General features: G+C 45.3%; 21 protein-coding genes and 3 tRNA genes. 15 read left to right on the top strand and 9 right to left on the bottom strand.

The genetic code is table 11. The annotated features are described in order from the left end of the window. Positions 1-62 precede the first annotated feature (62 nt). The gene (locus tag QCB45_RS01960; protein WP_279418856.1) at positions 63-416 is read left to right on the top strand and encodes a hypothetical protein; all 354 of its coding nucleotides are present in this window, start codon (positions 63-65) and stop codon (positions 414-416) included. Between the two features lie 2 nt (positions 417-418). Here QCB45_RS01960 and QCB45_RS01955 read toward each other — a convergent pair whose 3' ends face one another. From QCB45_RS01955 to purB, 4 genes are all read right to left on the bottom strand, one after another. Then, positions 419-859 (bottom strand): DUF1810 domain-containing protein, encoded by a 441-nt coding sequence (locus tag QCB45_RS01955; RefSeq protein ID WP_279418855.1) that lies wholly within the window; start codon positions 857-859, stop codon positions 419-421. A gap of 51 nt (positions 860-910) precedes the next feature. Further along, positions 911-1459 (bottom strand): hypothetical protein, encoded by a 549-nt coding sequence (locus tag QCB45_RS01950; RefSeq protein ID WP_279418854.1) that lies wholly within the window; start codon positions 1457-1459, stop codon positions 911-913. Between the two features lie 149 nt (positions 1460-1608). Continuing rightward, positions 1609-2778: a cupin domain-containing protein gene (locus QCB45_RS01945; RefSeq protein ID WP_279418853.1), complete on the bottom strand. Its 1170-nt coding sequence runs from the start codon at positions 2776-2778 to the stop codon at positions 1609-1611. An 89-nt stretch (positions 2779-2867) separates the two neighbouring features. After that, entirely contained in the window at positions 2868-4268 is a 1401-nt protein-coding gene (gene purB / locus QCB45_RS01940; protein ID WP_279418852.1) for an adenylosuccinate lyase, read from the bottom strand. A gap of 346 nt (positions 4269-4614) precedes the next feature. Here purB and QCB45_RS01935 point away from each other — a divergent pair, with 346 nt between their 5' ends. Then, positions 4615-5892, top strand: a complete 1278-nt coding sequence (locus QCB45_RS01935) for an Nramp family divalent metal transporter (protein ID WP_279418851.1) — start codon at positions 4615-4617, stop codon at positions 5890-5892. A 225-nt stretch (positions 5893-6117) separates the two neighbouring features. Further along, positions 6118-8691 (top strand): bifunctional aconitate hydratase 2/2-methylisocitrate dehydratase, encoded by a 2574-nt coding sequence (acnB, locus tag QCB45_RS01930; protein ID WP_279418850.1) that lies wholly within the window; start codon positions 6118-6120, stop codon positions 8689-8691. 131 nt (positions 8692-8822) lie between these two features. Here acnB and QCB45_RS01925 read toward each other — a convergent pair whose 3' ends face one another. Both QCB45_RS01925 and QCB45_RS01920 read right to left on the bottom strand, forming a co-directional pair. After that, complete coding sequence (locus tag QCB45_RS01925; protein ID WP_279418849.1) at positions 8823-10469, bottom strand: diguanylate cyclase; 1647 nt, start codon at positions 10467-10469, stop codon at positions 8823-8825. Between the two features lie 158 nt (positions 10470-10627). Then, on the bottom strand, positions 10628-11581 hold the full coding sequence (locus QCB45_RS01920; RefSeq protein WP_279418848.1) for a S49 family peptidase: 954 nt from the start codon (positions 11579-11581) through the stop codon (positions 10628-10630). Positions 11582-11636: 55 nt separating this feature from the next. Between QCB45_RS01920 and uvrC the strand changes: the two genes are divergently transcribed. The 5 genes from uvrC to QCB45_RS01895 all read left to right on the top strand — a co-directional run bounded on the left by uvrC (position 11637) and on the right by QCB45_RS01895 (position 14711). Continuing rightward, positions 11637-13541, top strand: a complete 1905-nt coding sequence (uvrC, locus tag QCB45_RS01915) for an excinuclease ABC subunit UvrC (protein ID WP_279418847.1) — start codon at positions 11637-11639, stop codon at positions 13539-13541. 177 nt (positions 13542-13718) lie between these two features. Continuing rightward, positions 13719-14297, top strand: a complete 579-nt coding sequence (gene pgsA / locus QCB45_RS01910) for a CDP-diacylglycerol--glycerol-3-phosphate 3-phosphatidyltransferase (RefSeq protein WP_279420003.1) — start codon at positions 13719-13721, stop codon at positions 14295-14297. A 116-nt stretch (positions 14298-14413) separates the two neighbouring features. Beyond that, positions 14414-14488: transfer RNA gene (locus tag QCB45_RS01905), tRNA-Gly, on the top strand. A 4-nt stretch (positions 14489-14492) separates the two neighbouring features. Continuing rightward, positions 14493-14566 (top strand) — tRNA-Cys (locus tag QCB45_RS01900). A 58-nt stretch (positions 14567-14624) separates the two neighbouring features. After that, positions 14625-14711 (top strand) — tRNA-Leu (locus QCB45_RS01895). Positions 14712-14785: 74 nt separating this feature from the next. Here the strand turns inward: QCB45_RS01895 and QCB45_RS01890 are convergent. Beyond that, the gene (locus QCB45_RS01890) at positions 14786-15808 is read right to left on the bottom strand and encodes a diguanylate cyclase (RefSeq protein WP_279418846.1); all 1023 of its coding nucleotides are present in this window, start codon (positions 15806-15808) and stop codon (positions 14786-14788) included. 237 nt (positions 15809-16045) lie between these two features. Between QCB45_RS01890 and QCB45_RS01885 the strand changes: the two genes are divergently transcribed. Next, complete coding sequence (locus QCB45_RS01885) at positions 16046-16387, top strand: hypothetical protein (protein ID WP_279418845.1); 342 nt, start codon at positions 16046-16048, stop codon at positions 16385-16387. Between the two features lie 103 nt (positions 16388-16490). On the opposite strand, the gene QCB45_RS01880 is transcribed toward QCB45_RS01885, so the two are convergent. Next, positions 16491-17006 carry a helix-turn-helix transcriptional regulator gene (locus tag QCB45_RS01880; RefSeq protein WP_279418844.1) on the bottom strand — a complete coding sequence of 172 codons (516 nt, stop codon included), beginning with the start codon at positions 17004-17006 and terminating at the stop codon, positions 16491-16493. A gap of 581 nt (positions 17007-17587) precedes the next feature. On the opposite strand from QCB45_RS01880, the gene QCB45_RS01875 reads away from it, so the two are divergent. The 6 genes from QCB45_RS01875 (at position 17588) to QCB45_RS01850 (ending at position 23949) form a co-directional block, all read left to right on the top strand. Then, positions 17588-19114 (top strand): choice-of-anchor F family protein, encoded by a 1527-nt coding sequence (locus QCB45_RS01875; RefSeq protein ID WP_279418843.1) that lies wholly within the window; start codon positions 17588-17590, stop codon positions 19112-19114. A 41-nt stretch (positions 19115-19155) separates the two neighbouring features. After that, entirely contained in the window at positions 19156-19659 is a 504-nt protein-coding gene (locus tag QCB45_RS01870) for an exosortase/archaeosortase family protein (protein WP_279418842.1), read from the top strand. 241 nt (positions 19660-19900) lie between these two features. Next, entirely contained in the window at positions 19901-20593 is a 693-nt protein-coding gene (minC, locus tag QCB45_RS01865) for a septum site-determining protein MinC (RefSeq protein WP_279418841.1), read from the top strand. 68 nt (positions 20594-20661) lie between these two features. After that, positions 20662-21474 carry a septum site-determining protein MinD gene (minD, locus tag QCB45_RS01860; RefSeq protein WP_279418840.1) on the top strand — a complete coding sequence of 271 codons (813 nt, stop codon included), beginning with the start codon at positions 20662-20664 and terminating at the stop codon, positions 21472-21474. A gap of 13 nt (positions 21475-21487) precedes the next feature. Then, the gene (gene minE, locus QCB45_RS01855) at positions 21488-21745 is read left to right on the top strand and encodes a cell division topological specificity factor MinE (protein ID WP_279418839.1); all 258 of its coding nucleotides are present in this window, start codon (positions 21488-21490) and stop codon (positions 21743-21745) included. A 227-nt stretch (positions 21746-21972) separates the two neighbouring features. After that, positions 21973-23949: a hypothetical protein gene (locus QCB45_RS01850; protein WP_279418838.1), complete on the top strand. Its 1977-nt coding sequence runs from the start codon at positions 21973-21975 to the stop codon at positions 23947-23949. Between the two features lie 57 nt (positions 23950-24006). Here QCB45_RS01850 and QCB45_RS01845 read toward each other — a convergent pair whose 3' ends face one another. Then, entirely contained in the window at positions 24007-25152 is a 1146-nt protein-coding gene (locus QCB45_RS01845) for a GNAT family N-acetyltransferase (RefSeq protein WP_279418837.1), read from the bottom strand. Positions 25153-25198 lie beyond the last annotated feature (46 nt).

The raw sequence follows: 25198 nt of genomic DNA, 5'->3' as shown, positions 1-25198 counted from the left end.
TTGAACAGGCCTGTTCAGTTTTATTTAATTAAAAGACTTATAAAACAAATGGATAGAGTTTAATGCCACATATAATTCTAGAATATAGTCAGGATACGATTCCGGATAATGTTGTCAAAACAATGGTTTCGTCTGCTTATGATGCAGTGAAGTCGACAGGCCTGTTTGATGAGGCCAATCTCAAGGTGCGCGCGCATCCTGTCACGCATTATCAACTCGGATTATTAGACTGTGGTTTCATTCATGTGATGTGCAGGATTCATTCAGGCAAAACAGATGAGCAGAAACGTCTGCTGACGCAAACGGTTTTGAAGAATCTGGAAGGGTTGTTTAAAGGTTCGGTGGTGATTACCGTCGAAGTGGTCGATATGGATAAGAGCACCTACGCTAAGGCGCTTGTCAGTGGTGAATCTTAAACTTAGCTATCGTTGAGAATCGCAAGGGTTCTTTCGTCTCTCTGCTCGCAGTATTTTTCAATTGCCGCATCAAAGAATGCTTTTCGTTCAGCTGTTTCCGAAACTTCTGAAAATAGCGTCATGCAGGAGCAGAATTTGCGATTGTCCGGTTTTCCAAATATCTCGAAAAGGGTAGAGCCCTCTACCGCCATGACCGCTTCTGTGCATTCGATCAAACGCTGACCTAGGACAGAGTCATTCAAATAGGCCTTGGCCTCGTCAACACTCTTGATGCCATAGAAGATCGCCGTTTCGGTACGCCCAAGCCCCTCTAACTGTGGAAAGATAAACCACATCCAGTGCGTACGCTTACGCCCAGCCTGCAATTCAGTAAGAGCCGTTTCATAGGTGTCTTGTTGGGCTTTGATGAAGCGCTCTAATTCAAAGTTATATTCTTGCGGCATCGATTTCCTCTATGATCAGTTTAGAAGGAATGTAATGAAACAAAACCCTTTCTAACAATTAAACGGAGCGATTCCCATCCATACCTTACGTTTGAAATTGATTGGCGGAATTTTTTGCTCCACTCCGTCAATAATGAGAGGCGGTAGAGTGACTTGGAATTGTTCCGGAATTTTCCCTTCGATTTTAATCTCGACGGTATAAGACCAGCTTTGAGAGAAGCTAGAGCTATAAGGCTCTGTCATGGTCGTTGATTTGTCGTTCCTATAAAGATAGCTCGGTGTCTTTTTGAATTTTTGGCCTGACTCAGGGAAATAAACTTCAAATTCTGAACTTGTGAAATTGAACGTCTTCCAGCTTACGTTCTCGGGTCTAATCGTTGGAAGGTTGATTATCACGTATAAGGCTTTATTGTGGCCTTCGACTACTCTAGCCACTAGTGGTAAAGAAGAGAGTTCAATAATGGACGCTGTCTGAGAGCATTTGTTGGTGAGGATATTACCGCCTTGTGCAGAAGGGTGGTAATAGGTCGTTGCACTAGGAACAACACAGCCGACCATTAATAAAGAAAGTACACCGATAGTCAGGTTTCTTATACTCATAGCGGGACAATCTCCATGTGGTTTACTATTTTTGAGAGTGAAGCTATCTAAAATTCCTGTTGTTTAGTATGGATTTTAACCCGATTTCAAGGTTGGTGCTCAAATGCGTGAATTCATTTTTATTCTTTGAGCTATAAGGCTTGAAAGTATCATTCGATAAACGTCAAATATTGCAACTTCCATAAGTCGAACAGAAGTTCCAGATTGCCTTGATTCGATGCAATCTTGCTGAGATCTTCCTGTGTCAGGAAAGACTGGTTGGCAAGTTTTCGGAGGAAGTCCGGCTGGGCTCCGAAGTCGTTCCAGATGGCACCGTTGATGTAAAGTACTGGTTTGTCTTCTGTTTCCGTGTAGGCGAAGCGGCAGACCGGGTCTTTGATCAGGCCGTTCTCAATCATAAGAGCGCCAGCGAAGTCTTCGATAGACGGCGTTTCTTCTTCGGTCAGTGGTTCCGGCAATTGCTGTGCGGCGACTTGATCCAATTGGGTGGCGAAACGTCCGAACCAGGTTTTGAGCAGGGCTCTATCTTGCAGGATTGTTTGCAAAAGCTTCTCAGCTTGATCGACTGCCGCATCGGTCACTTCTCCCGGGTTGAGGTTTTCCTGCCATTGCGGGTCGATGTAGAGGTCTTTGAATGCTCCCATCTCTGAAAGATGGTCGCCGAAGCTGTCCCACAGTTCCTGTCCGCGATAGGTGCGGTAACCGACGGAATAGGTCATGCATTCGTCGTCCAGCGCGATGCCGTGATGCCCCCATTTCGGCGGTAGGTAAAGGATGTCGCCGGCTTCGAACACGTAATCTTCTTCGACCTTGAAGGTTTTCATCAAACGCAGGTCTACGCCTTGGATGTAGTTGTCTTCGGAACAGTCCTGTGCAGTAAGTTGCCAACGGCGTTTTCCGGCCGCTTGCAGAAGGAATACGTCGTAGTGGTCGAAATGCGGGCCAACGTTACCGCCGGTGGTGGCGTAGCTGATCATGATGTCGTCAATGCGCCAGCGCGGCAAGAAGTCGAAATCATTAAGTACGTCGGTAACGTCCGGAATCAAACGGTCCATACCTTGAATCAACAGGGTCCAGTTCTGTTCCGGCAATTCAGCGTAAGTCGACTCGTCGAACGGGCCTTTCAAGAGTTGATAATTCTGTTCGCCGTGCTGAATGACAATTCGGCTTTCCACTTCTTCTTCCAAAGACAGGCCTGCCAACTCTTCGGCGGAAACCGGAGACTCAAAACCGGGTAGGGCATTGCGAATCACCAATGGTTTCTTTTGCCAGTATTCGGTTAGAAAGGTTTTTAAATCAATGTCTTGAAACTGAATCATGATGCGATTCCTAATGGGTTTGGTTTGTTCCGGTAATAAAAAACCCACCAGGCCTGGTGGGTTTTGAATGCGCTCGAAAAGCGGTTGGCTTATCGACCTTTCAGCATGGTGATCGCTAACTCGATGTTCGCCGCTTGCTGAGCTGCGTTACCAATGTAGGTAGCAGGCGTCAGGTTGCGCAAGTACTCTTTGGCGTCAGCAGGTAGGCCTTCAAGACCGTCGACGAAGTTCTGCATGATCTCTTTGTTGACGCGCTGACCGCGAGTCAGGTCTTTCAGTCTTTCATATGGCTTTTCGAAACCGTGACGGCGCATGACAGTCTGGATCGCTTCCGCAAGAACTTCCCAGTTGCTGTCCAGGTCCGCCGCCATTGCTTCAGCATTGACCTCAAGTTTGCCTAGACCTTTCATAGTCGCCTGCAATGAAATCATTGTGTGCGCCACACCGACACCCAAGTTACGTAGAACGGTTGAGTCAGTCAGGTCACGCTGCCAACGGGAGATTGGAAGTTTCTGGCCTAGGTGATCGAAGATCGCATTGGCGATCCCCAAGTTACCTTCGGAGTTTTCGAAGTCGATCGGGTTGACCTTGTGCGGCATGGCCGAAGAACCGATTTCACCGGCAACGGTCTTCTGCTTGAAGAAACCGATTGAGATGTAGCTCCAAACATCGCGGTCGAAGTCGATCAGGATGGTGTTGAAACGCTGCATCGCATGGAAGTACTCTGCAATGTAGTCGTGCGGTTCGATCTGGATGGTGTAAGGGTTCCAAGCAAGTCCAAGGCTCTGTACGAACTGTTCTGACAATTCATACCAGTTGACCTGAGGGTAGGCAGCAAGGTGAGCGTTGTAGTTACCGGTTGCACCGTTGATTTTACCCATGATCTGAACGTTCATCAGTTGTTTGGCCTGACGCTGTAGGCGGTAAACAACGTTCGCCCACTCTTTACCGGCTGTTGTCGGAGAGGCTGGTTGACCGTGCGTACGAGACATCATCGGGATGTCCGCCATCTCTTCAGCCATCTCGACAAGCTTCTCGATCAACTTGTCCATTTCAGGGATGATGATGTCCTGGCGAGCGTCCTTAAGCATCAAAGCGTAAGCCAGGTTATTGATGTCTTCGGAAGTACAGGCAAAGTGAACGAATTCGCTGACGGCATTCAATTCTGCGTTGTCGGCGAAGTGTTCCTTGATTAGGTATTCAACCGCTTTTACGTCGTGGTTGGTGGTACGTTCGATTTCCTTAACGCGCTGTGCCATCTCAAGTGTGAATTCGTCAACCAACTTGATCAGGTGGTTTTCAGCTTCGGAACTTAGAGCCGGAACTTCAGGAATTCCTGGGTGGTTAGCCAGCATACGCAACCAGAATACTTCCACTTTGACACGGTTTTTGATCAAGCCGTACTCACTGAAAATTTCTTTAAGGTTGTCCAAGCGTGCGCCGTAACGGCCATCAACAGGAGAAATTGCGGTCAATTCTGAAAGTTGCATCGTTGTAAGTTCCTTATCAATATTTTTATGCGCGGTATTATATCGCAAAAAACTTCCTTTTTGCGGAGAAGGGCGAAAGGCTTCGCCATATTGAAACCCCTCGGTTGAATTCCTTTTGGTAATTCTTGTCTCTATAGCGTAATAAAGCTCTTCTTCAAGGTTCTGTCAAGGATTCGACGGATGTACTTACAGCTGGGTTTTGTTATAGTTAATCGAAAATTTAGCTATGGCTAAAAATTAAGTTTTGTATGGTTCTTAATCGTTGGTTTTCTCCGGCTTCGAGTAGGTGAAGTGCGGAGCCAGTCCTGCCATGTAAGGTAAAGAAAGGTAAGAAGGTTTTTCATTCATGGATGTTCCAACTGAAAGCAAAATTCCAAAAGAGCGTTCTTTTTGGTATTTTTTAGGGCCTGCTTTTCTGGTGTCTGTCGGTTATATGGATCCAGGTAACTGGGCGACCTCAATTGAGGCGGGTTCGCGTTACGGCTATAGTTTGTTGTGGGTGATTACACTGGCGTCTTTGATTGCTATCTTGATGCAGTTGTTGAGCGCCAAACTCGGGATTGCAACAGGTAAGAACCTAGCACAACTGATACGAATCCAACACCCTGGTAACGGCGGTACTTTTCTGTTGTCGTCCGCCGCCTTGGCGATGATTGCCACTGATTTGGCGGAATTCCTCGGCGTGGCGGTCGCCTTGAACCTATTGTTCGACATTCCTCTGGTAGCGGCTATTTTCCTGACCATATTCGATGTGTTGTTCATACTCTGGCTGGAACGATTCGGATTTCGGTGGGTGGAGATGACCATATTTGCTTTCGTGGCGACAATCGGTTTGGGCTATGTGATTGAATTGTGGCTGGTTCAGCCCGAATGGGCTGAGGTTGCGCAAGCTTTGTTGGTGCCAAACGACACCATTATGAACACCACGGCACTGTTTATTGCTATGGGGATTTTGGGTGCGACTGTGATGCCGCACAATCTCTATTTACACTCTCATCAGGTAACGACGCGAGCAAACGCGGCGGGTGAGGCCTTGAAACGTTTCTACAAGATGATGAAATGGGATACGATTCTGGCATTGATGGCTGCGTGGGTCGTGAACTCCGCCATTTTGATCATGGCGTCGGCGGCATTCCACGAAAAAGGGTTGTTGATCACTGATATCGATGAGGCCTATCACACGCTTGGACCTTTGCTCGGTGAGTCTGCTGCGTTGACGTTTGCTATTGCCTTGTTGGCTTCCGGTATTGCAAGTTCGACTACGGGCACTTTGGCTGGGCAGATCGTATTTGAATCGTTCTTTAGAAGACGTAAGATCAATATCTTGAAAGTCCGCGTTTATATCCGTCTGGCAACCATGATTCCAGCGGCCGTGGCGATCATGTTGAGTGCCAAACCTTTGAGCTTATTGGTGTTGTCCCAGGTGATATTGTCCATGCAATTACCATTTGCCGTGATCCCACTGGTCAGGATGACGTCCGATCCGATGTTGATGGGGGACTTGGTCAACGATGCGAAAACCAAAATCGCGGCTTGGACGGCAACGGCTGTGATTGTCGTCCTGAATGTCTGGTTGCTTATCATGTTGCTTTGGGAAGGTCTGGAAACCGCAAAACTTCATTAAAATAATGTCATTATGAATTTTCCGTCAACTGTATTTTTTACAGTCTGCGTGGTCTTTAAGCTATTGTTTTGAAAACATTCCATTGAGGCTGTTTTGTGGAATTCGACAGGCCTGTCTGTTTTTCAATAGGTTTTTTTAGCTTCTAAGGCCGATGACGTAAGCGTTTCACTTTCTCTGTGTTAAAATATCGCAAATTTATTTAGTTTGATTTTTGAGGATGAATATATGTTAGAAGCTTATCGTCAACATGTTGCTGAAAGAGCGGAGCAGGGAATCCCACCACTTCCTTTGAATGCCGAACAGACGGCGGAATTGGTTGAATTGATTAAGAACCCGCCTGCCGGTGAAGAAGAGTTTGTATTGGACTTGCTGAGCAATCGCGTGCCTCCAGGGGTGGATGAAGCTTCTTATGTAAAAGCTGGTTTCCTTGCTGACGTGGCTAAGGAAAATATCTCGGTTGATTTGATTTCGCCTGAAAAAGCGACGTTCCTTCTGGGTACGATGCTGGGTGGTTATAACGTTCAGCCTTTGATCGAATTGTTGGACAGCAAAAATACCGCAGTTGCGGAAGCGGCTGTTGTAGCGTTGTCGAAAACATTGTTGGTTTACGATGCATACCATGACGTTGTCGAGAAATCGAAAGACAACGATTATGCGATGCAGGTTGTAAAGTCTTGGGCGGAAGCCGAGTGGTTTACGAACAAACCGAAAATGCCTGAAAGCATTACGGTAACGGTATTCAAGGTGGAAGGTGAAACCAATACGGACGACCTTTCTCCTGCAACGGCGGCTTGGTCTCGTCCGGATATCCCACTACACGCTAAAGAGATGTTGGCGGCGAGAATGGATGACGTCGACGGTACAATCGAATCTTTGAAAGCGAAAGGGCATCCGGTTGCTTACGTGGGTGACGTTGTCGGTACCGGTTCTTCGCGTAAGTCTGCGATGAACTCGGTCATGTGGTTCTTCGGTGACGACATTCCTTTCGTTCCAAACAAGCGTCAGGGTGGTGTGGTACTTGGCGGCAAGATCGCTCCGATCTTCTTCAATACTGCCGAAGATTCCGGTTCTCTACCGATCGAATGTGACGTAGACAGCATGAACATGGGCGACGTGATCACAATTTACCCATACGAAGGTAAGATCACTAACGAAGCCGGCGAAACCATTTCGACATTTGAATTAGCGCCTGACACCATGCCGGATGAAGTTCGTGCGGGCGGTCGTGTTCCTTTGATTATCGGTCGTGGTTTGACCGACAAGGCACGTAAAGCTTTGGGTATGGAGCCTTCAGATGTGTTCATGCGTCCTCAGGATAAATCCGAAGCGTCTCACGGTTATACCTTGGCTCAGAAAATGGTCGGTAAGGCGTGTGGTATCGAAGGTGTGCGTCCTGGCATGTACTGCGAACCTCATATGGCAACGGTCGGCTCACAGGACACTACCGGAGCGATGACGCGTGACGAAATGAAAGAATTGGCGTGTCTAGGATTCTCTGCGGATTTGGTCATGCAGTCGTTCTGTCATACGGCCGCTTATCCTAAGCCGGTCGATATCAAACTACAGCACACGTTGCCTGACTTCATGACCAGCCGTGGTGGTGTTGCGTTGCGTCCTGGTGACGGGGTTATCCACTCTTGGTTGAACCGTCTGTTGTTGCCGGATACCGTTGGTACCGGTGGTGACTCACATACGCGTTTCCCGATTGGTATTTCGTTCCCGGCCGGTTCCGGTCTTGTGGCATTTGCCGCGACTTTGGGCGTAATGCCGTTGAACATGCCGGAATCGGTTCTGGTGCGTTTCAAAGGTGAGATGCAGCCGGGTATCACTTTGCGTGACTTGGTGAACGCGATCCCTTACCAGGCGATTCAGGAAGGACATTTGACCGTTGAGAAGAAAGGTAAGAAAAACGTCTTCAACGGTCGTGTACTGGAAATCGAAGGTCTTGAGCACCTTAAGGTTGAGCAGGCGTTTGAATTGTCGGATGCTTCCGCCGAACGTTCCGCGAACGGTTGTGTGGTCAAACTTGGCGAAGAGCCTATCATCGAATACCTGAAGTCGAACATGGCTTTGATCGACTGGATGGTCGAGAACGGTTATCAGGATGCACGTACTTTGTTGCGTCGTCGTGACGAGATGCAGGCTTGGATCGATAATCCAGAGTTGTTGGAAGCGGATGCGGATGCGGATTATGCAGCTGTAATCGAAATCGATTTGAACGAAATCAAAGAACCGATCGTAGCTTGTCCGAACGATCCGGATGACGTCAAGTTGATGTCTGAAGTCGAAAACTCGAAGATTGATGAAGTGTTCATCGGTTCTTGTATGACCAATATCGGTCACTACCGCGCTGCCGGTAAAGTGCTTGAGCAGATGGGGAATGTACCAACCCGTCTATGGATTGCGCCACCAACGAAAATGGACGAGCGTCAGTTGATTGAAGAAGGTTACTACAGCATCTTCGGTAAGGTTGGTGCACGTACCGAGATGCCGGGTTGTTCATTGTGCATGGGTAACCAGGCACGTGTTGCTGATGGTGCGACCGTGTTCTCGACTTCAACCCGTAACTTCCCGAACCGTTTGGGTAACGGCGCAAACGTTTATCTCGGTTCTGCCGAGTTGGCAGCGGTTTGCTCGGTATTGGGCCGTATTCCGACTGTTCAAGAGTATATGGATGCCGTTGGCATGCTGGATACAATGGGTGATGAAGTCTACCGTTACTTGCAGTTTGATGAGATGGCGGACTACGAAGTTGAATCGCCTAAGAACTTGTCTGATATCGGTGTTGCCGTAGCGTAATTCGCTTAGCTAAACCGGTCAATCGAAAACCGCCTGATGAATTTTCGTCAGGCGGTTTTTTTATGTCTTCAGAAAAGTTAAGAGTTTCGTTGTTAATCAGTGTAACTGATGAAAGAAGAGAGTTGGTCTTCTTAATCGATCTGTGCGAACGACAGGCTGCTCATGGCAGCAACACAGTTTCGACCGCGCTCTTTGGCGATATAAAGGAGTTCGTCCACTCTGTGCATGAAACTGTCGGCCGTGTCATGTGGTTGAAGATCGGAAACACCGAAGCTGGAGGTGATTTTGAATTCAAAATCACTCAGGTTTTCCAGTTTCTTTCTAAGACGTTCTGCGACGCCTTCAGCTTGTTCGATGGTGGTGTCTGGTAGAAGAATCACAAACTCTTCGCCTCCCCAGCGGGCAAACACGTCCGTGTGGTGCAAACCGGCCTGAATGGTTTGAACCACTTTTTTAAGTACCTTGTCGCCAGTGAGGTGACCATAGGTATCGTTAATCTTTTTGAAGTGGTCTATATCAAAAAAGATCATGCTTAGAGGCTGTCGTGAACCGTGACTGGATTTAATGCTGTCCTTCAAAGCGCGTTTGAACATAGCGCGGTTTAGGATTCCCGTCAGGTTGTCGGTTCTGGCCATCTTTTTCAAACGGCGGTGCCGGTAGATCTGATGCGAAAGATAAAAGTACATCAACACGCTGATGATTAATAGCAGTACTTCGATGACCAGGCTGTTTTTCAAGAAATTGGCGTAAAGTATCTTCAGTCCGGGTTGCGCTTGGTAATTGATAATATAACCGACTCTTATATTTTGAATATTTTTCAAAGGGAATAAGCTGATTAAATAGTTATCGCCATGCAGATCGGCAATAAAACTGTAGTTATTGCAATCGTTATGGAATTTCTGTTCCATTTCCATTCGTACAGCGGCATGCAATTCATCAAGGCGTTCCTGAGGAATCCGGTTTTGTTCACTTTTGCTGTTATCGAACAAGCTGTTCTGAGTCTGAGTTTGAATCGCCTTGTCGATCAGGAAGTCCTTGAGGATTCCTGAGTCCTTGTAGTTTTTACGCTGTTCTTCGCTTAGAACCTTGTTTTCGATGACCTCTTTGTGAAGAAGCAGGCCGTAGAATTCATTATGGTCATGAACAATCGAGTTGAAGATTGCGTCTAGCGAGAATGAAATCTCGACGCTTCCTACAAATTCACCTTTATAGATAATCGGGTAGACGTGGCGGTAACCGTTGAATATCACACCTTCCTCAAACCCCTCCACGGGCTCATGGGTCTGGTTGACGAGTCGGATACTGTAACGAGCGTGCGAGATGTTATCGCCATAAAGTTCAGGCCGGTGGAATCTTAAAAAACTTTCGCCTCCCGGAAAATGGAAGTGTAGTTGGCGAAGTTTTTCGGTTTTAAGAATCTGGTATTCAGGGTAGAGCTTGGTCAACAACTCCTGTCTTTTCAGGTCTCGTATTTTTCCAGGGTTGTGAAATGCGTCGGCCATGAGCTTATAGATGTCATCTCGGAAAATGACTGTGCTGAAAATGGTCTGTGCATTAATGTTCAATGCTGTAGTGCTGGAATTGAAGCTGTTGATCTCTTCCTTGCTGATGTACTGGATGAGGCGTTGCTGCTGGGAAGTATAGCTGAGGTAATTGAATAGGATGCTGATACCGCTGAACAGAATGAAGATGCCAAACGCGATGAAGAAACTCAAGCGTTTTGTCGATGTCAGAAATTTTCTGATATGGGACTGTCGTTGTTTGTACGAAAGGGGCATCTGCTCTTCAGGGAATATATTGGCATAAGCAGATATTATAACCTTTTATAACTATTTGTTTATATGAGTTTATTACGTATTTTCGTGGCCCATGTTCTAAACGCTGCCTTCCAACAAGGCAGCGTTTAGAGTTTGCTTTTCAGGCACTGGGTCAGGCCTTATTTCAGTGACATCAGATACATTGAAAGTTTGGTCGAGGTTTCGCTGCTGATGTCGCCCATCAACTCTTCGAAAAGCGATTTTTCCGCTTCGTAGACACGGCGATGACTGACACCGATGACATCACGTTGAACCGAGCCCATATCTCCCAAGCCATCAATTAATCCGTTTTCGACGGCCTCGTCACCTAACCAGACAAGACCTGTGTAGGTTAGGTCATTTTCCTTGATGCGGTCACCACGACCAGCTCTGACGGCGGCGATGAATTGCTGATGAGTACGTTCCAATACACGTTCTTTGAAGAATTTACGTCCTTCTTCGTCAACAGGAGCAAATGGGTTGATAAAGGTTTTGTGTTCTCCGGCATGCATGGATCGGTTTTCGATACCGATTTTTTCCATCAGGCCTGTAAAGCCGAAACTGTCCATGCGAACGCCGATCGAACCGACAATCGAACCTTTGTTGGCAAAAATCTTGTCTGCCGCAACCGCGATGTAATAACAACCCGATGCGCACAGGTCCTCGACCACGACGTAAACCGGTTTATTGTATTTTTTCTTCAAACGGGTAATTTCATCATTGATCAATGCGGACTGTACCGGGCTACCGCCAGGAGAGTTAGCTTGAATGATGACCGCTTTGCTGGCTGGGTTTGAGAACGCCTTTTGTAGTAGCGGATTCAGAACCTCTGCACTGACCTTGGAACCAGGCATGATTGGCCCTTCAAGTTTTACGATGGCAGCGTGTTCTTGATTGGAGGAAGTTGTGTTCATTTCATCGAATCGATTCATGTTTTGAATCGCCGTGTAGATGAAGAAGACGATGTAGCCGGCAACCGCCAATTTAAGAAGGTTGGCAAACCGGCGTGTCCAACGTTCCTGTTTGACCAGTGATTCAACGGCGCCTGCCAGACGTTTAAAACCTTGAGGATCGTTTTGTGGGCCTTGTTCCATCTCTTATCCTTTATAATGGTGATTTAGTCATTCGCATTTTACCTTGTAAACACTCATGACCCAACCGAATCTGGAAAAAACCGACACACAATCAAAACTTGATGAAGTCCCTGTAGAAAAAGTCGTGCACGATTTCGATATAGAGGCTTTTCTCAAACAGTTGACTCAGCGTCCCGGCGTTTATCGGATGTATAACGCCAAGGGCAAGGTAATTTATGTCGGTAAGGCCAAAAATCTTAAGCGCCGTGTGTCCAGTTATTTCAAAAAATCACACGAAGAGATCAAGACGGCTGCGATGGTTGCGCAAGTTGCGTATATTGAAGTGACCGTCACAGACACCGAAAGCGAAGCGCTGATTCTGGAAAATACTCTGATCAAACGTTTGAAGCCGAAATATAACATCCTGTTTCGTGATGATAAGTCTTATCCCTATATTTTTGTTTCAACAGGGAAAACCTTTCCATCATTAAGTTATCATCGTGGTGCGAAACGTAGGGTGGGAAAATATTACGGTCCATTTCCAAATGCGTCGGCAGTTCATCAGACGCTGCAGGCGCTGCAGAAGATATTTCCGGTCAGACAGTGTGCCGAAAGCGTATTTAATAACCGTTCCCGTCCGTGTCTCCAATATCAGATAAAACGTTGTTCTGGCCCTTGTGTCGACGGGTTGGTGACTAAGCAGGAATATGACGAAGACGTTCGCCACACTCTGATGTTTTTGGAAGGTAAAAGCTTTGATGTCATCGATGAGCTAGGCCGTAACATGGAGGAAGCTTCCGAGGCGCTGGATTTTGAGAAGGCGGCGGTTTACCGTGACAAAATTGCGGCTTTGCGTGCCATTCAGAGCCAGCACCTGATAAACCAGCCTGGCGCTAAGGATATGGATGTATTGGCGGTTGCTGAGCAAGCCAATCAGATTTGTGTCTGTTTGATGATGTATCGTGGAGGTAATCTTTGGGGGAGCGAGCATTTCTATCCAAAGCAGGTTGACCGTATTGACGACGGGAACAATGAATCAGCGGTTTTGTCGGCTTTTATTGCTCAGCATTATGAAAGCCATCCTGTTCCTGCAATTCTGTTGTTACCGAGTAAGCTGGAAGAGCAGAAGTTGCTGGAAACATGGCTTTCCGAAAAACGTCAGCAAAAAGTTAAGATTCAACAGCCTGTGCAGCAGACGGCCAAGGGTTTGATTCAATTAGCCTCGACCAATGCGATAACCGGGTTGAAGCAGCATCTTGGTCAGAAGGCCAGCCAGTTTGAACGGGTGAAAGCCTTGCAGGAAGTATTGGCACTGGCTAAGCCCCCCGAACAGATGGAGTGTTTCGACATAAGTCATACTCAAGGAACTCATACAATAGCCAGTTGTGTTGTGTTTACGGATGGCGTTCCAAATACTCAGATGTATCGCAAATTCAATATTCAGGGAATTCAGCCTGGAGACGATTATGCAGCGATGCATCAAGCGCTTGAACGTCGTTACAGCCGTATTCAAAAAGAAGATGGGCGATTACCTGATTTGATTGTTGTCGATGGCGGTAAAGGGCAGCTTAATCAAGCCATAGATGTGTTGAAGTCGCTTAATCTTGAATCGGTGCCTTTGGTGTCGGTTGCAAAAGGAGAAGGGCGCAAGGCGGGGCTGGAAATTCTCTATACGCCATTCAATGAAGAAGGCATTGATCTCGAATCGGACGATATTGCTCTGCATCTAATCAATCATATCCGGGATGAGGCACACCGATTTGCAATCACTTCACATCGCGCTAAACGTACTAAAGCACAAACTTCATCCAGTTTAGAGTCGATCGCCGGGATTGGACCAAAAACCCGTAAGTCCTTATTATTGCACTTCGGTGGTCTGAATGAGATTAAAAACGCATCGGTGCAAGAGTTGAGTAAAGTTAAGGGAATCAGTTTGGAAAAGGCTCAGACAATTTACGACTTTTTTCATGGAAGCCTTTAGGTCGCCTGAAGCAGCACTCCAGATTTTGAACAGGCCTGTTTGAATTTGTATGTAAAAATTAAGGTTATTGTTTCTTATAGGGGATTTTAACGGATTAAATACCGTTTAAACGTGATAGTATTAGTGATAATTTGAATTCGTAATTTTGGTTAATTTTTTAAGAGAAACATTTTGAAGATGAATGTTCAGTCCATTCCCATGATCATGACTTGGTCTCGAGTCGTTTTAATTCCTGTATTTTTGATTTGTTATTACGCACCGATTGAGGATGCCCGTTTTTGGGCTGGTTTGGCGTTTATGATTGCCGCCATCACAGATTGGTTTGATGGTTTTCTGGCCCGTAAACTCGGTTCTGACAGTAAGTTGGGTGCGTTTTTGGACCCGGTGGCTGACAAGTTGATCGTTGCGGCGGCGTTAATCGTGGTTGCGGCAGAGTATCATGACAATATATGGGTTATCCTTTCGGCTGTTGTTATCATGATGCGGGAAGTCGGTATCTCTGCCTTACGTGAATGGATGGCCGAAAATGATGCACGAGAAGTGGTGGCCGTTTCCAAGTTAGGCAAGATCAAAACCGCTTCACAGTTGGCCGCTTTGACTTGGTTGCTGTATGGTGGTGAACTATGGGGTGTTGACTGGGGAGCACTCGGTTTCCCGATGCTTTATTTCGCAGCGGCGCTGACAGTGATTACTTGGGTGCAATATACCCGTGCGGCGTTACCTGAAATCATTCGTTCAACGGAATCAAACACTTAGTTTGCATTAAGAATTTATAACTCGTTTATAGCTACCGGGGCAAGAGTGAAAAAACGAGATTCTTTAATAAAATAGCTTGACCTTAATTGGGAAAGCCCTATAATACGCCCTCATCAGCGGGAATAGCTCAGCGGTAGAGCACAACCTTGCCAAGGTTGGGGTCGCGAGTTCGATCCTCGTTTCCCGCTCCAATATGGCGGAATGGCAGAGTGGCTATGCAGCGGATTGCAAATCCGTGGACCTCGGTTCGACTCCGGGTTCCGCCTCCAATTTACCCCTCGTAAATTGACACGAATTCTTTCTAAGGTACTCCGGTACTTTCTGTATGCCCAGGTGGCGAAATTGGTAGACGCAGGGGACTTAAAATCCCCCGGTGGAAACACTGTGCCGGTTCGACTCCGGCCCTGGGCACCATTATTTTCTAAAAGACTTCATATCAACTTGTGAATATTCACATCGGTTTTTGAATCAGAGTGGTTTGTGAGCACTTAGATGGTTTGAATGTTGTTTCTATTCAGTGATTTGGCTTTGTAAAGTGCTTTGTCGGCACGAGAGAAGATTGAGTCCGATGTATCTCCTTGCGTATAGGCTGTTACCCCAAAACTGCACGTAATATTGGCTTTATCCAGAAAATGGGTATTGGCGATGATTTGACGTAATTGTTCCGCTTTCTCCGCCGCTTGTTCAAGTTTGGTGTTGGGAAGTATGGCAATGAACTCCTCACCCCCCCATCGGGCGAGCAGGTCACTGTCACGAAGGTGTTGCTTCAAGAGATTCGCAACACAGCGCAACACCTCATCTCCCATTTTATGTCCGTAGTTATCATTGAAAACTTTAAAGTCATCAACATCCACTAAAATGACACTTAAAGGGTGCGCATAGCGTTTTACACGATCGAGCTCCTGATGGAAGCGCTCTTCGAAACATCTTCTGTTGAAGGCACCAGTCAATACATCGTGTGATGCATTGTATTGAGCCTCTTCGACCTGTGACTTAAGTTTATGATTGAGTTTTATGAGTTCGCCGGCGCGTTGGTTGATAAGGCTTTCGAGCGTCGAGTTGTCGTTTTGAAGCAGTTGGTTTTGACGTCGAAGTTTTTTTTGTGCGTTTTTTTCTTCGTTTATATCGGTATGGGCGCCGATCATGCGCTCTACATTACCGTCAGCACTACGGGCGACGATTTTACCGGAGTCTTCGATCCACAGATAAGAGCCGTCGGCTTTTCTGCAGCGGTACTGAATTCGATATTCATTAATATCGCCACGGATGTAGGCTTCAAAGTGTTGCATGACCTTTTCATAGTCATCGGGATGGATGACATTTTCCCATGTAAAGACACTTTCTTCGAAGCTGTTAACTTCATATCCTAGCATGCGATACCAGCCTGGACTGCGTTGTACGTGTCCAGTCGTGGCGTTCCAGTCCCATACTCCGTCGGAGACGATGTCGAGAATGTATCCCAGTGTGGCATCCGCTTCTTCCAATGAAGCATGGTTGTAACGTGAAGACATAGTTACTCACCGCCATATAATATCCTAGACTCTAAGTATAAAACTAAAAGCGATTCATTGCTAATGTTATGAATTTTAATAAAAAAAATTTATTTTAAGACATTTGTCCTACTTGTTAAAAAGCAGGTAAATGTAAAAAAATCACTTTTTAATATTGACGTGTGAAATTTTCCCATTTAGTATAATCGTAAAAGGATGCATGGATTCTTGAATAATAACTAACCAAAAGGTGGACGCATGACAATTAAAGAAGTTATTACAATCGGTATGTTTGGGTTTGTATTGACCGGAACTTCGGCAGTAGCGGATGCAGCAGAGAACATTCAATTACAGACAAGAGACCAGATTCAGTTGCAGAATCAGGATCGAGTCGGACCGGAAGTTCCTAAAAGCACTAGTAACCAGTATCAGAAACAGAATAAGAATACCTATGAATATCGCTACGAGAAGCAGCAACAGATAAGCAATGGTCAGGGTGATCGTAGCGTTAACCGTCCAATGAACCGTAGCTTTGATAGTGGAGTGAAGAATGGCGGTTCAATGGGAATGAATCATTCAGGTGGCGCGGGCAAGCGCTAATTCCTTTTTTGATTTGTCGTTAAACTCAATTGGCCCGGCTTGTTAGTAACCGGGCTTTTTTGTTTTCGGGGCCTGGTTAATGGGCATTGGTTTTGTTATGAGGTTAGAAGCTACTGCCTTTTATTTTGTTATATAGGGCTAACTTTGAGTGAACCTGGTATTTGAAGAAAATGTTTTTCATATGGGTTTTGACGGTGTTCAAACTAATATTCAGCTCGTCTGCGATTTTTGGGTAGTTCTTCGCTTGTAGAAGCAATTTGATGATTCGTTTCTCCGTAGCGGTCAGCATCGGCATTTCTGTGCAAACACGATTGCACTTAGAGTAGAAAATTTTACTTTCCTGATCATAGAGTGGTTGAACAATGGCTTGAAAAAGCTTATTAATTTTTTTCAAGTTGGTGAGATTTGGTTTTTCATTTTCATGAAAGACGAAGATTGAATAACCGATTTTTTGATCATCGTAACTGAAAATAGGTAACACCAAAGCTGATTGGAATTTAATAGCTTGTTCAAGTTGTTGGCACTTGGTCTCGGTTAATAAACCCTCAAAAAAATTGAAAAGTGTTCTGAATTCGGTGTAACTGCCTTCTTCCAACATTTCGGTTTCATGTTGCTTCATGAAATTTGAAAGGTCCAGTTGACCGGGAACGACGTTCAGTTTTTTCAAGTTCTTAATCAGTTGTTTTTTTCTATCCAGAATAAATTCAAGTTGTAATCTGCCCTGTTGTTCCAAGCAAATCGCCATGATTTTGCATTCTGTTGTTTCGGTGATGAAAGGCACCTCCGTCTTAAGTATGGCTTGTATGTTGTGACCATAAATCAAGCAGGATTGGATGTGTGTGAGTTTTTGTAGGAACTCCGTATCCGTAAATAAATTGGTTACCGATGAACAAGGGCTTTTAGCTATGTTGTCTGGAAGGTTGTGCATTGAAGAAAATCCCTTTATCTAGTTTTTACCAACAATTTTATGAGGGTCATTATTTAAAAAGATAGCAAAAATAACGGTATTTTGTTGATAAAAATCAAGATTGAAAAACATAGAATCAAATTTATGAAAATTTCCCCCGAACGGGGGATGCAAGCGTATTAGGTTTTGTTTATACTTAAGCCCAGAATACCATAAAATACTTATGGGTAATTTTACTTACCCTTGGTCGGGTGACACTATAAATTCAGAAAAGATCGTATCGGAGGATGGAAATGCAAATATCTAAAATGTTCAAACTGAGCATGATTGCTTCAGCTTGTTTGATGGCAGTGCCAACCGTTCAAGCGGGTCAAATTGTAGGTGTTGCCCAAGGCACTCCTAGTTCAAATTTGACTGAAGAATGGAAAAATGGCTTTGGTGGTTGGAATCTTGGAAATATTGAAGTCAAAATAGTTGATGCGGAAACCGGTGCGGTTTTGAATAAAACATTTAATGAAACCGATGGTTCTTATAACGCTATGGTTTCGGGTGATACCTTCCAAAGTTTGATCTACGATGGCGTAGGATCAGGGACTTTAATGGGGCGTCTGACCGGTAAAAACTGGCCGGTTGGTGAACCGGCGGGAATCAAGGTCATTACAACCGATACAATCAGTAACTTAACAAACGGTCGCCCGGCAAGTTGTATTATGACAACCTCTTATCTGAGTGCGGATGACTTAAGCACGGAAGAAACGAATTTGGGTTATACCGGTTATTTAGATACCGCTAAACCGGCTCCGACTTTATGCGGCAGTCCTTACCAGACACATAAGCGTTTTAAAGTGGCGGCCTTACCATCCTCAGCTACTTTGGATGGTTCGAAAGGAATCGACATCGTTTTCAATGTTGATAAAGGCGTCACCAGTTCTGCTGAGACTGCTGTCAGACGATATACGGTTCTTCAGAAGTTGAACAACTACACCGACAAACGCCTTGATGGCTTTAAAATCGAGTTAGGTTTTGGTGTTGGTGCTGATTTCAAGAAAATTACGGATGCATCCTATGCCGATTCAGTAAGAACCAATCTGCATTTGGCGGTAGGTGATAATACTGATGCGGATACAACGAACAATTTTTGGGATTTAACCGACCTGGCAAAATTCTCAACTGGTTTGTTTGGTATTGACGACAAGGTGATTACGGACCCTGCAGATCCTAATTATGATCCTGCTACAGCCGATCCGAATGGTTTCTTCGATACCCGTTCGGCAGGTTATGATGTGACATTGGCGGATGCAGGCACAATTCAATCTGTGGCTGTGAAGACGAGTAATTATCCAACTTTATTCGGTAAGTGGATTCCGAGTACGTTTGTTCCGGCAGGTATTTTCTTCGATCACGACAGTGATGCCACAACGGATGCGTTATTGCGCGCATTTTGGGACGGTACCCAATGGAAATATGGTCAGAAAGAAAATTTTGCACCTGTTCCTATGAGTGTTTTAGAAACATGGTCTCTTGATTCACGTTATTCAGTTGATCGAATTGAAGATTTGCTGAACCTGGGATTGACTTATATGGTTGAAGTTGGTGATGTAAGCGCCTTGCCTCAAGATACGTTTACTATCCGCATGGTGCCAATCGTATCGACGGATCAAACGGCCCCGACAGGGACTACGGCCCCGACTGATTTAACTGGATATATTCCAGCCAGTGGTAATGCATTCAGCGTTTACGATAATGGTAGCTTGTTAGCAAGTATCCTTGGTTTCTTGGGATTGGGAGCCTTGATTGCACGCAGAAAACTGTCTAAATAATCGTCTCTAAAGTCGATTAAACAAAAGGGCGCACCACTCAGATGATAGGCTTTGCAATTCGCTATGCAGTCTGGGTGGGAGCGCTCTTTTTTTTGCTTTTCTTTGATGGGTTGAGCCCGCTCTTTATCGTTAACCAGCTTCAAACCGGATTAACGATTCACATCACCCACCTTTGGGTCTCTATTTTTGATCTTCCCGTTCATTTTCAAGCCGAGAGTCTTTTGTTGGATAATGGCATGCATTTGAAGATTCTGCATGAGTGTAATGGTCTGACCCCATATCTTTTATTGGCAGCGGCGATTCTTGCTTATCCTACTTCTTTACAGAGCAAAGCCCTGTGGCTGTTGATTGGGTATTGCGCTGTGTTAGTGATCAATACGCTTCGTATGCTTTTTATCACGTTAGTTGTTATAGACCAGCCGGAGCAGTTTCATTTGGTTCATGATTGGATTGGACGATACAGTGTTGCATTGTTGACCTTGGGACTGTTTTATCTGTACACGAATTATGTTCGGATCATTCAAAAGAAAACATTCACAGGGTGAGTTGTTTCGGGTGTTTTACAGTTGGTTTCTATCTTTTACAAAGCCAGCAGGCCTGCTCGTTTTTTAAAACAAGTCAATCCTTTCACACACTGTTATTATGGTTGGATTTTGCGAAGAAACCATGCTGGTCGATAAATTCTACAGTATCTTCAAAGCCCGAATTGACAGGTCTGGAAGGCTCTAGTAGACTGCATTTCAAATAGAACTGCTCTCAACCTTTCCAGAGAATAAAAATAACATTATGAATAAAGTCATTGACCTTAAGGGGTCTATTCTTTCTTTAACGGTTTTAAAACTTTTCAGTAACGACATTGAACAGACCAAAGAGGCGTTGGAAGCCAAGGTCAGTCAAGCTCCTGATTTTTTCGTCGGCATTCCAGTGGTCTTAGAGCCGGAAGTCGATAATTTGGATCCCACCTTTTTGGCACTTTTAGTTGAGCTGTTGCATCAGAAGCAGATGATCCCTATCGGGATAAGAACCCAGGATGAGGCTATTAAAGAGCAGGCGAATTATGCAGGGCTGGCCGTATTTACAGAAGAAGTGAAATCCAAAAAACGACCAAAAGAGAAAAAAGAGCAGGGTGGTGCCGAAGAGCAAACGGGTCTTAAAACCGCGATGGTCGTCAATCACGCAGTACGTTCCGGTCAGCAGATTTATGCTAAAGATCGTGATTTGATCGTTATGGGATCGGTGAACCCGGGTGCCGAGATCATTGCCGACGGTAACGTTCACGTTTACGGTACCATTCGAGGCAAGGTGTTTGCCGGCTCTCAAGGTGAAATCTCTGCACGGATTTTCGCCCAGAAGATTGATGCGGAACTGGTCTGCATTGCCGGGCTATATCAGTTATCGGAAGATATTCTGCCTGAGTATAAAACCGGTTTTGTCGAAGTTGCTTTAATGAACGAACAATTAAATTTTAAGCTACTATAATTAAACAAAATTTTTAAAATCATTTAGAAACATTTCACCATCTTTAGATAGATGTTAAAGGAGTCAGAGTGTCTCGTGTAGTCGTAGTGACCTCCGGTAAGGGAGGCGTGGGTAAAACCACCACAAGTGCAAGTTTTTCAACCGGTTTGGCTTTAAAAGGCTATAAAGTTGCGGTCATCGATTTCGATGTGGGTTTGCGTAATCTTGACCTCATTATGGGGTGCGAACGCCGTGTGGTTTATGACTTCGTCAACGTCGTGCAAGGTGAAGCGAGTCTACAGCAGGCACTGATCAAAGATAAGCGTGTACCGAACCTGTACATTCTTGCAGCGTCACAGACCCGTGATAAGGACGCCCTGACTCTTGAAGGCGTCGAGAAAGTCATCGAAGATTTGAAAGAAGCCGGGTTTGACTACATCGTATGTGATTCTCCAGCAGGTATCGAAAAGGGCGCGCAATTGGCACTTTATTTTGCCGATGAAGCGTTGATTGTCACCAACCCTGAAGTTTCTTCGGTACGTGATTCGGATCGTATTCTGGGCATTCTTCAGGCGAAATCCAAACGTGCGGAAAACGGCGACGCTCCGATCGTCGAGCATTTGGTTCTGACTCGATACAACCCGGCACGCGTAGAGACTGGTGAAATGCTGTCAGTCGAAGATGTAATTGATCTTCTGAGTGTGAAGTTGTTGGGTGCGATTCCGGAATCGGAAGATGTATTGAATGCATCAAATGCCGGTTCTCCTGTCGTTTTGGATGAGAATTCAGCGGCGGCACAGGCCTATAACGATGTGGTTGATCGCTTCTTGGGCGAAGAAATCGAGCATCGCTTCTTGACGGTTGAGAAAAAAGGCCTATTCAAAAAATTGTTTGGCAAGTAATAGGGAGTAAAGAATGGCATTACTCGATTACCTAATTGGACAAAGAAAAAAGAAATCGGCTAATGTGGCCAAAGATCGGTTGCAGATCTTATTGGCGCATGAGCGTTCTGAACGTAATACTCCGGATTATTTGCCGAAGATGCGCGAAGAAATTCTCGCTGTGATTTCCAAGTACGTTGATATCGATCAAGACAAACTGCAAATATCAGTGGATGAAGCAGATGGTTTTGAAGTGTTGGAATTGAATTTGGTTTTACCTGAAAATCATTGATTTCATTGAGTATTTTGATTAAAAAAGCCCGGTTTTACCGGGCTTTTTTTGTTCTTTGTTTTTATGACAGTTTTATGAAATTTAGGGGTGTAAAGAATATTTACTCTACCTATTACCCAACGCCTTGATTAGGATGAAATTACCATAAATGAGACTTGGGCAGGAGTATAAATAAAACTTCCACCCAAGTAAGCAATTCTATTTTTTTTGTAAAAAGGGTGATAAAAATGAGTTTGAACAAAAAGGCCATTTGGACGGCGATGTTTACAGCTTCACTAGGATTGACCGCGTGTGGTGGAGGATCTACCACAGCGTCTAATACCGTCAGCGGTACTGTTGCAGATGGTTACCTTGCCGGTGCTAAGGTCTGCCTTGATTTAAACGCAAACAAATTGTGTGATGCAGGTGAACCAAGTGCAACTACCGATGCAAACGGTAAATATTCATTTGAAGCGACTCCTGCACAAATCGCCAGTGCGGCAGTGATCGCCAAAGTGATTGGTGGTGAAACCATTGATAGTGATATTGGTGGTGTGGTTGCCAAGGATTATGTCCTTTCTGCACCGGCAGGGAAGCCGGAATTTGTTAGCCCGATTACAACCATGGTTCAATCGAAACTCGAATTAAACCCTTCAATGACGCCTGCACAGGCAGAAGCCAGCGTCAAAAGCGAATTGGGTGTGACGGCCGATACAGACGTTGATTTGTATGAAAACTTCATCGAAGCGGGTAAAGCGGGTGATGCAAACTACAAAGTGATTCACCAGACCGCTCAGGTGGTGGCACGTGTATTGGCGACATTCTCGGAAACCTTGACAACGACTTTGCAGAACCAAGGTGTTCAGCTGACGGATGAAGACGCCAAGAAAATCCAATTGATCGTTGCTAAAGCGGTTAGCGCTAAGTTGCCTTCGATTTATTCTGCGGCCAAGATTCATATTGAAGACAATGGTGAAGTAGACGTTGATTTTGCCGATAGCAAGTCGAATGAAACAGAAGACGCAACTTTGTCATCTATGACTGGCCAAGATTATGAAGATTCTAAATCAGAACTGACTCTTTTAGAAACTTCTGAAAGCATTACTCCGGTAGAGGCTATGAATGCAGGTGGCGCGGTTTTCATGAACATGCGCATGCAAGAGATGAAGCAGACTAGCACGACTGATACGACTTACACTGAAACGCAGAAAACACCGATCGTTGAAGTGATGGGAATGTTGAAGGATGCATTTTACCAGGCCAAGGTGGATGTGCAGTCATTCCTTGGGCTGAAAAGTGAAGATGAAGTCGCAACCCGCTTGGCCGCTAAAGCACCTGAAGACGAGATTAAAAGCATGCCTGTAACTCAGAATGCTGATGGTTCGATTACTTTTAAGACTCCTGACGGTCACCAACTTCAGGTATTCAGTGTTGCTAAGATGTCTTTGGCAGGAAAAACAATGGATATTGAAAAGGGTATCGAAGATTTCGACGGAGCAGATGCAAGCGTTACGTTTGAAGAGGGGGATTACGTCTATCAGTTCGCCTATAGCGAAACACCGGATCTACATTTAGGTAACATCGGTAATCTTAAGGGCTTCAGTGAATTGTGCCCAACGGTTGAAATTCCAGGTATAGATGGCGATTATGCATGTGATCTAGTTGGTTCATACGAGCTTGGCGGTACCATGGACCCAGCGACTGGAGCTTACACTCAATATACCTTTAGCGATTACATCAACAGTTCGGAAGTACGTAAGGATGCCATTAATCAAAAGTACTGGAAAGAGGAACAGTTGAGCTTCTATATTAAGGATGCAACGGCTGAAACGGTTGCTATGTGTAACTATGAAGCAGATGCGAACGGTATGCCAGTCAAATCGGCCGATGGTTCCATCGCTTGTAAAGCGAACACAGAGGTGGTTCTTGGTAATGTTGTAACCGGAGCTTTGGCGGACACTACACCGTATGTTGCGGTGCCTATGGGACGCTATGAGGATAATAAACTTGAGGTTGGTTATCAGGTGTATACAACCGATGGTACAAATCCTTACCGTCTTGATGACAGTATTGCGGCAGACGGTTCTGTTAGAACGGGAATTTTCAAACCGTTTAACCTGAGTGCTATGCAGCGTATTATCAATACATACAATGCAACGGACAGCACTTCTAGTTCAGAGCCTGTTTCAGGTTCTACTGGCAGTACAGTTGGGTTCGTTCAGTAAAGAGATTAATCTCAAAATTATAAAAGGGGCTTTTAGCCCCTTTTTTGTTTATCACGGTTATTCTCTGTAGGGTGAGTGTTCCGAGCATTCCTCAATGTAATCTTCTATGGCGTTTCTTTCTTCAACGATAAACTGAGCCAAGCCTTCCGGAAATGGATTTGGACTTACCCAATGTGACGATTGGGTTTCGACGGGGATAAATCCTCTGGCAATCTTGTGTTCTCCACCCGCACCGGGTTCAAAGCGTTCCAGCTTATGTCTTATCGCATATTCAATTCCCTGATAGTAACAGGCTTCAAAGTGCAGGTTTTTGACCTCTTCGATGCAACCCCAGTGTCGTCCATATAGAATCGTATCGCTTCGGTACATCAGTGCACCGGCTATGCATACGCCGTCAGGGTTGTCCGCCATGACCAGTACGGTCTGGTCCGGAAGCGATTTCGCCACAGATTTAAAAAAGCCTTCGTTAAGGGTCGGAGTACTCCATTTTTCGGTAAAAGTCTTATGGTAGAAGTAATTGAATCGCTTCCAATCATCGTCGCTGGCAGTGTGTCCGTCCAGTACCCGTATATGGATGCCGGATTGATCAATGCTTTTACGTTCCTGGCGGATGTTCTTGCGTTTTTTTGCGGTCAGTTTATCGAGAAAGTCATCAAACGTAATGTAATCCCGATTGAACCAATGGAAGTGACAGTCGTGTCGGGTATAGAAATCAGTTTGTGTAGATAACCAGGCCTGTTCATTTTGGTTGGCGAATAAGCAATGCCATCCACTGAAACCGTGTGAGAGACAATATTGCTGAACTTGTTCAACCAGGAGGGATTGCAAAGGCTCTTTCCGGTGATTCTCAGAAACCAGTAACCTCGGACCGGTTACCGGACTGTATGGAATTGAGGTCACCAGCTTCGGATAATAGGGCAGACCAATTCTTTGCCAGGCATCCGCCCAGCTATGGTCAAAAACAAATTCGCCGTAAGAGTTATGCTTTTCATATAAGGGCATCGCGGCGACCAGATTGCCGTTTTGACGGACAGACATATGGTGTGGAAGCCAGCCGAATTCAGGGCTGACGCAACGGTGTTCTTCTAGCGCATCTAAGAACTCGTAACGAATGAATGGATTGTTATCGCTGACTAAGGCATTCCACTCTGAAGCGGGTATTTCATTAATGCGTTTATGGAATTCAATCCGGTAGTTTGGCATAGGGCGTTAGACCGATTAAAAGTGACCAGAGACAGATAGCGCATAG

The sequence above is a fragment of the Thiomicrorhabdus sp. ZW0627 genome, assembly GCF_029767005.1.
Classification (GTDB): Bacteria; Pseudomonadota; Gammaproteobacteria; order Thiomicrospirales; family Thiomicrospiraceae; genus Thiomicrorhabdus.
Note: the sequence above shows the minus strand (reverse complement) of the source record. Positions and strands in the feature narration are given on the sequence as shown.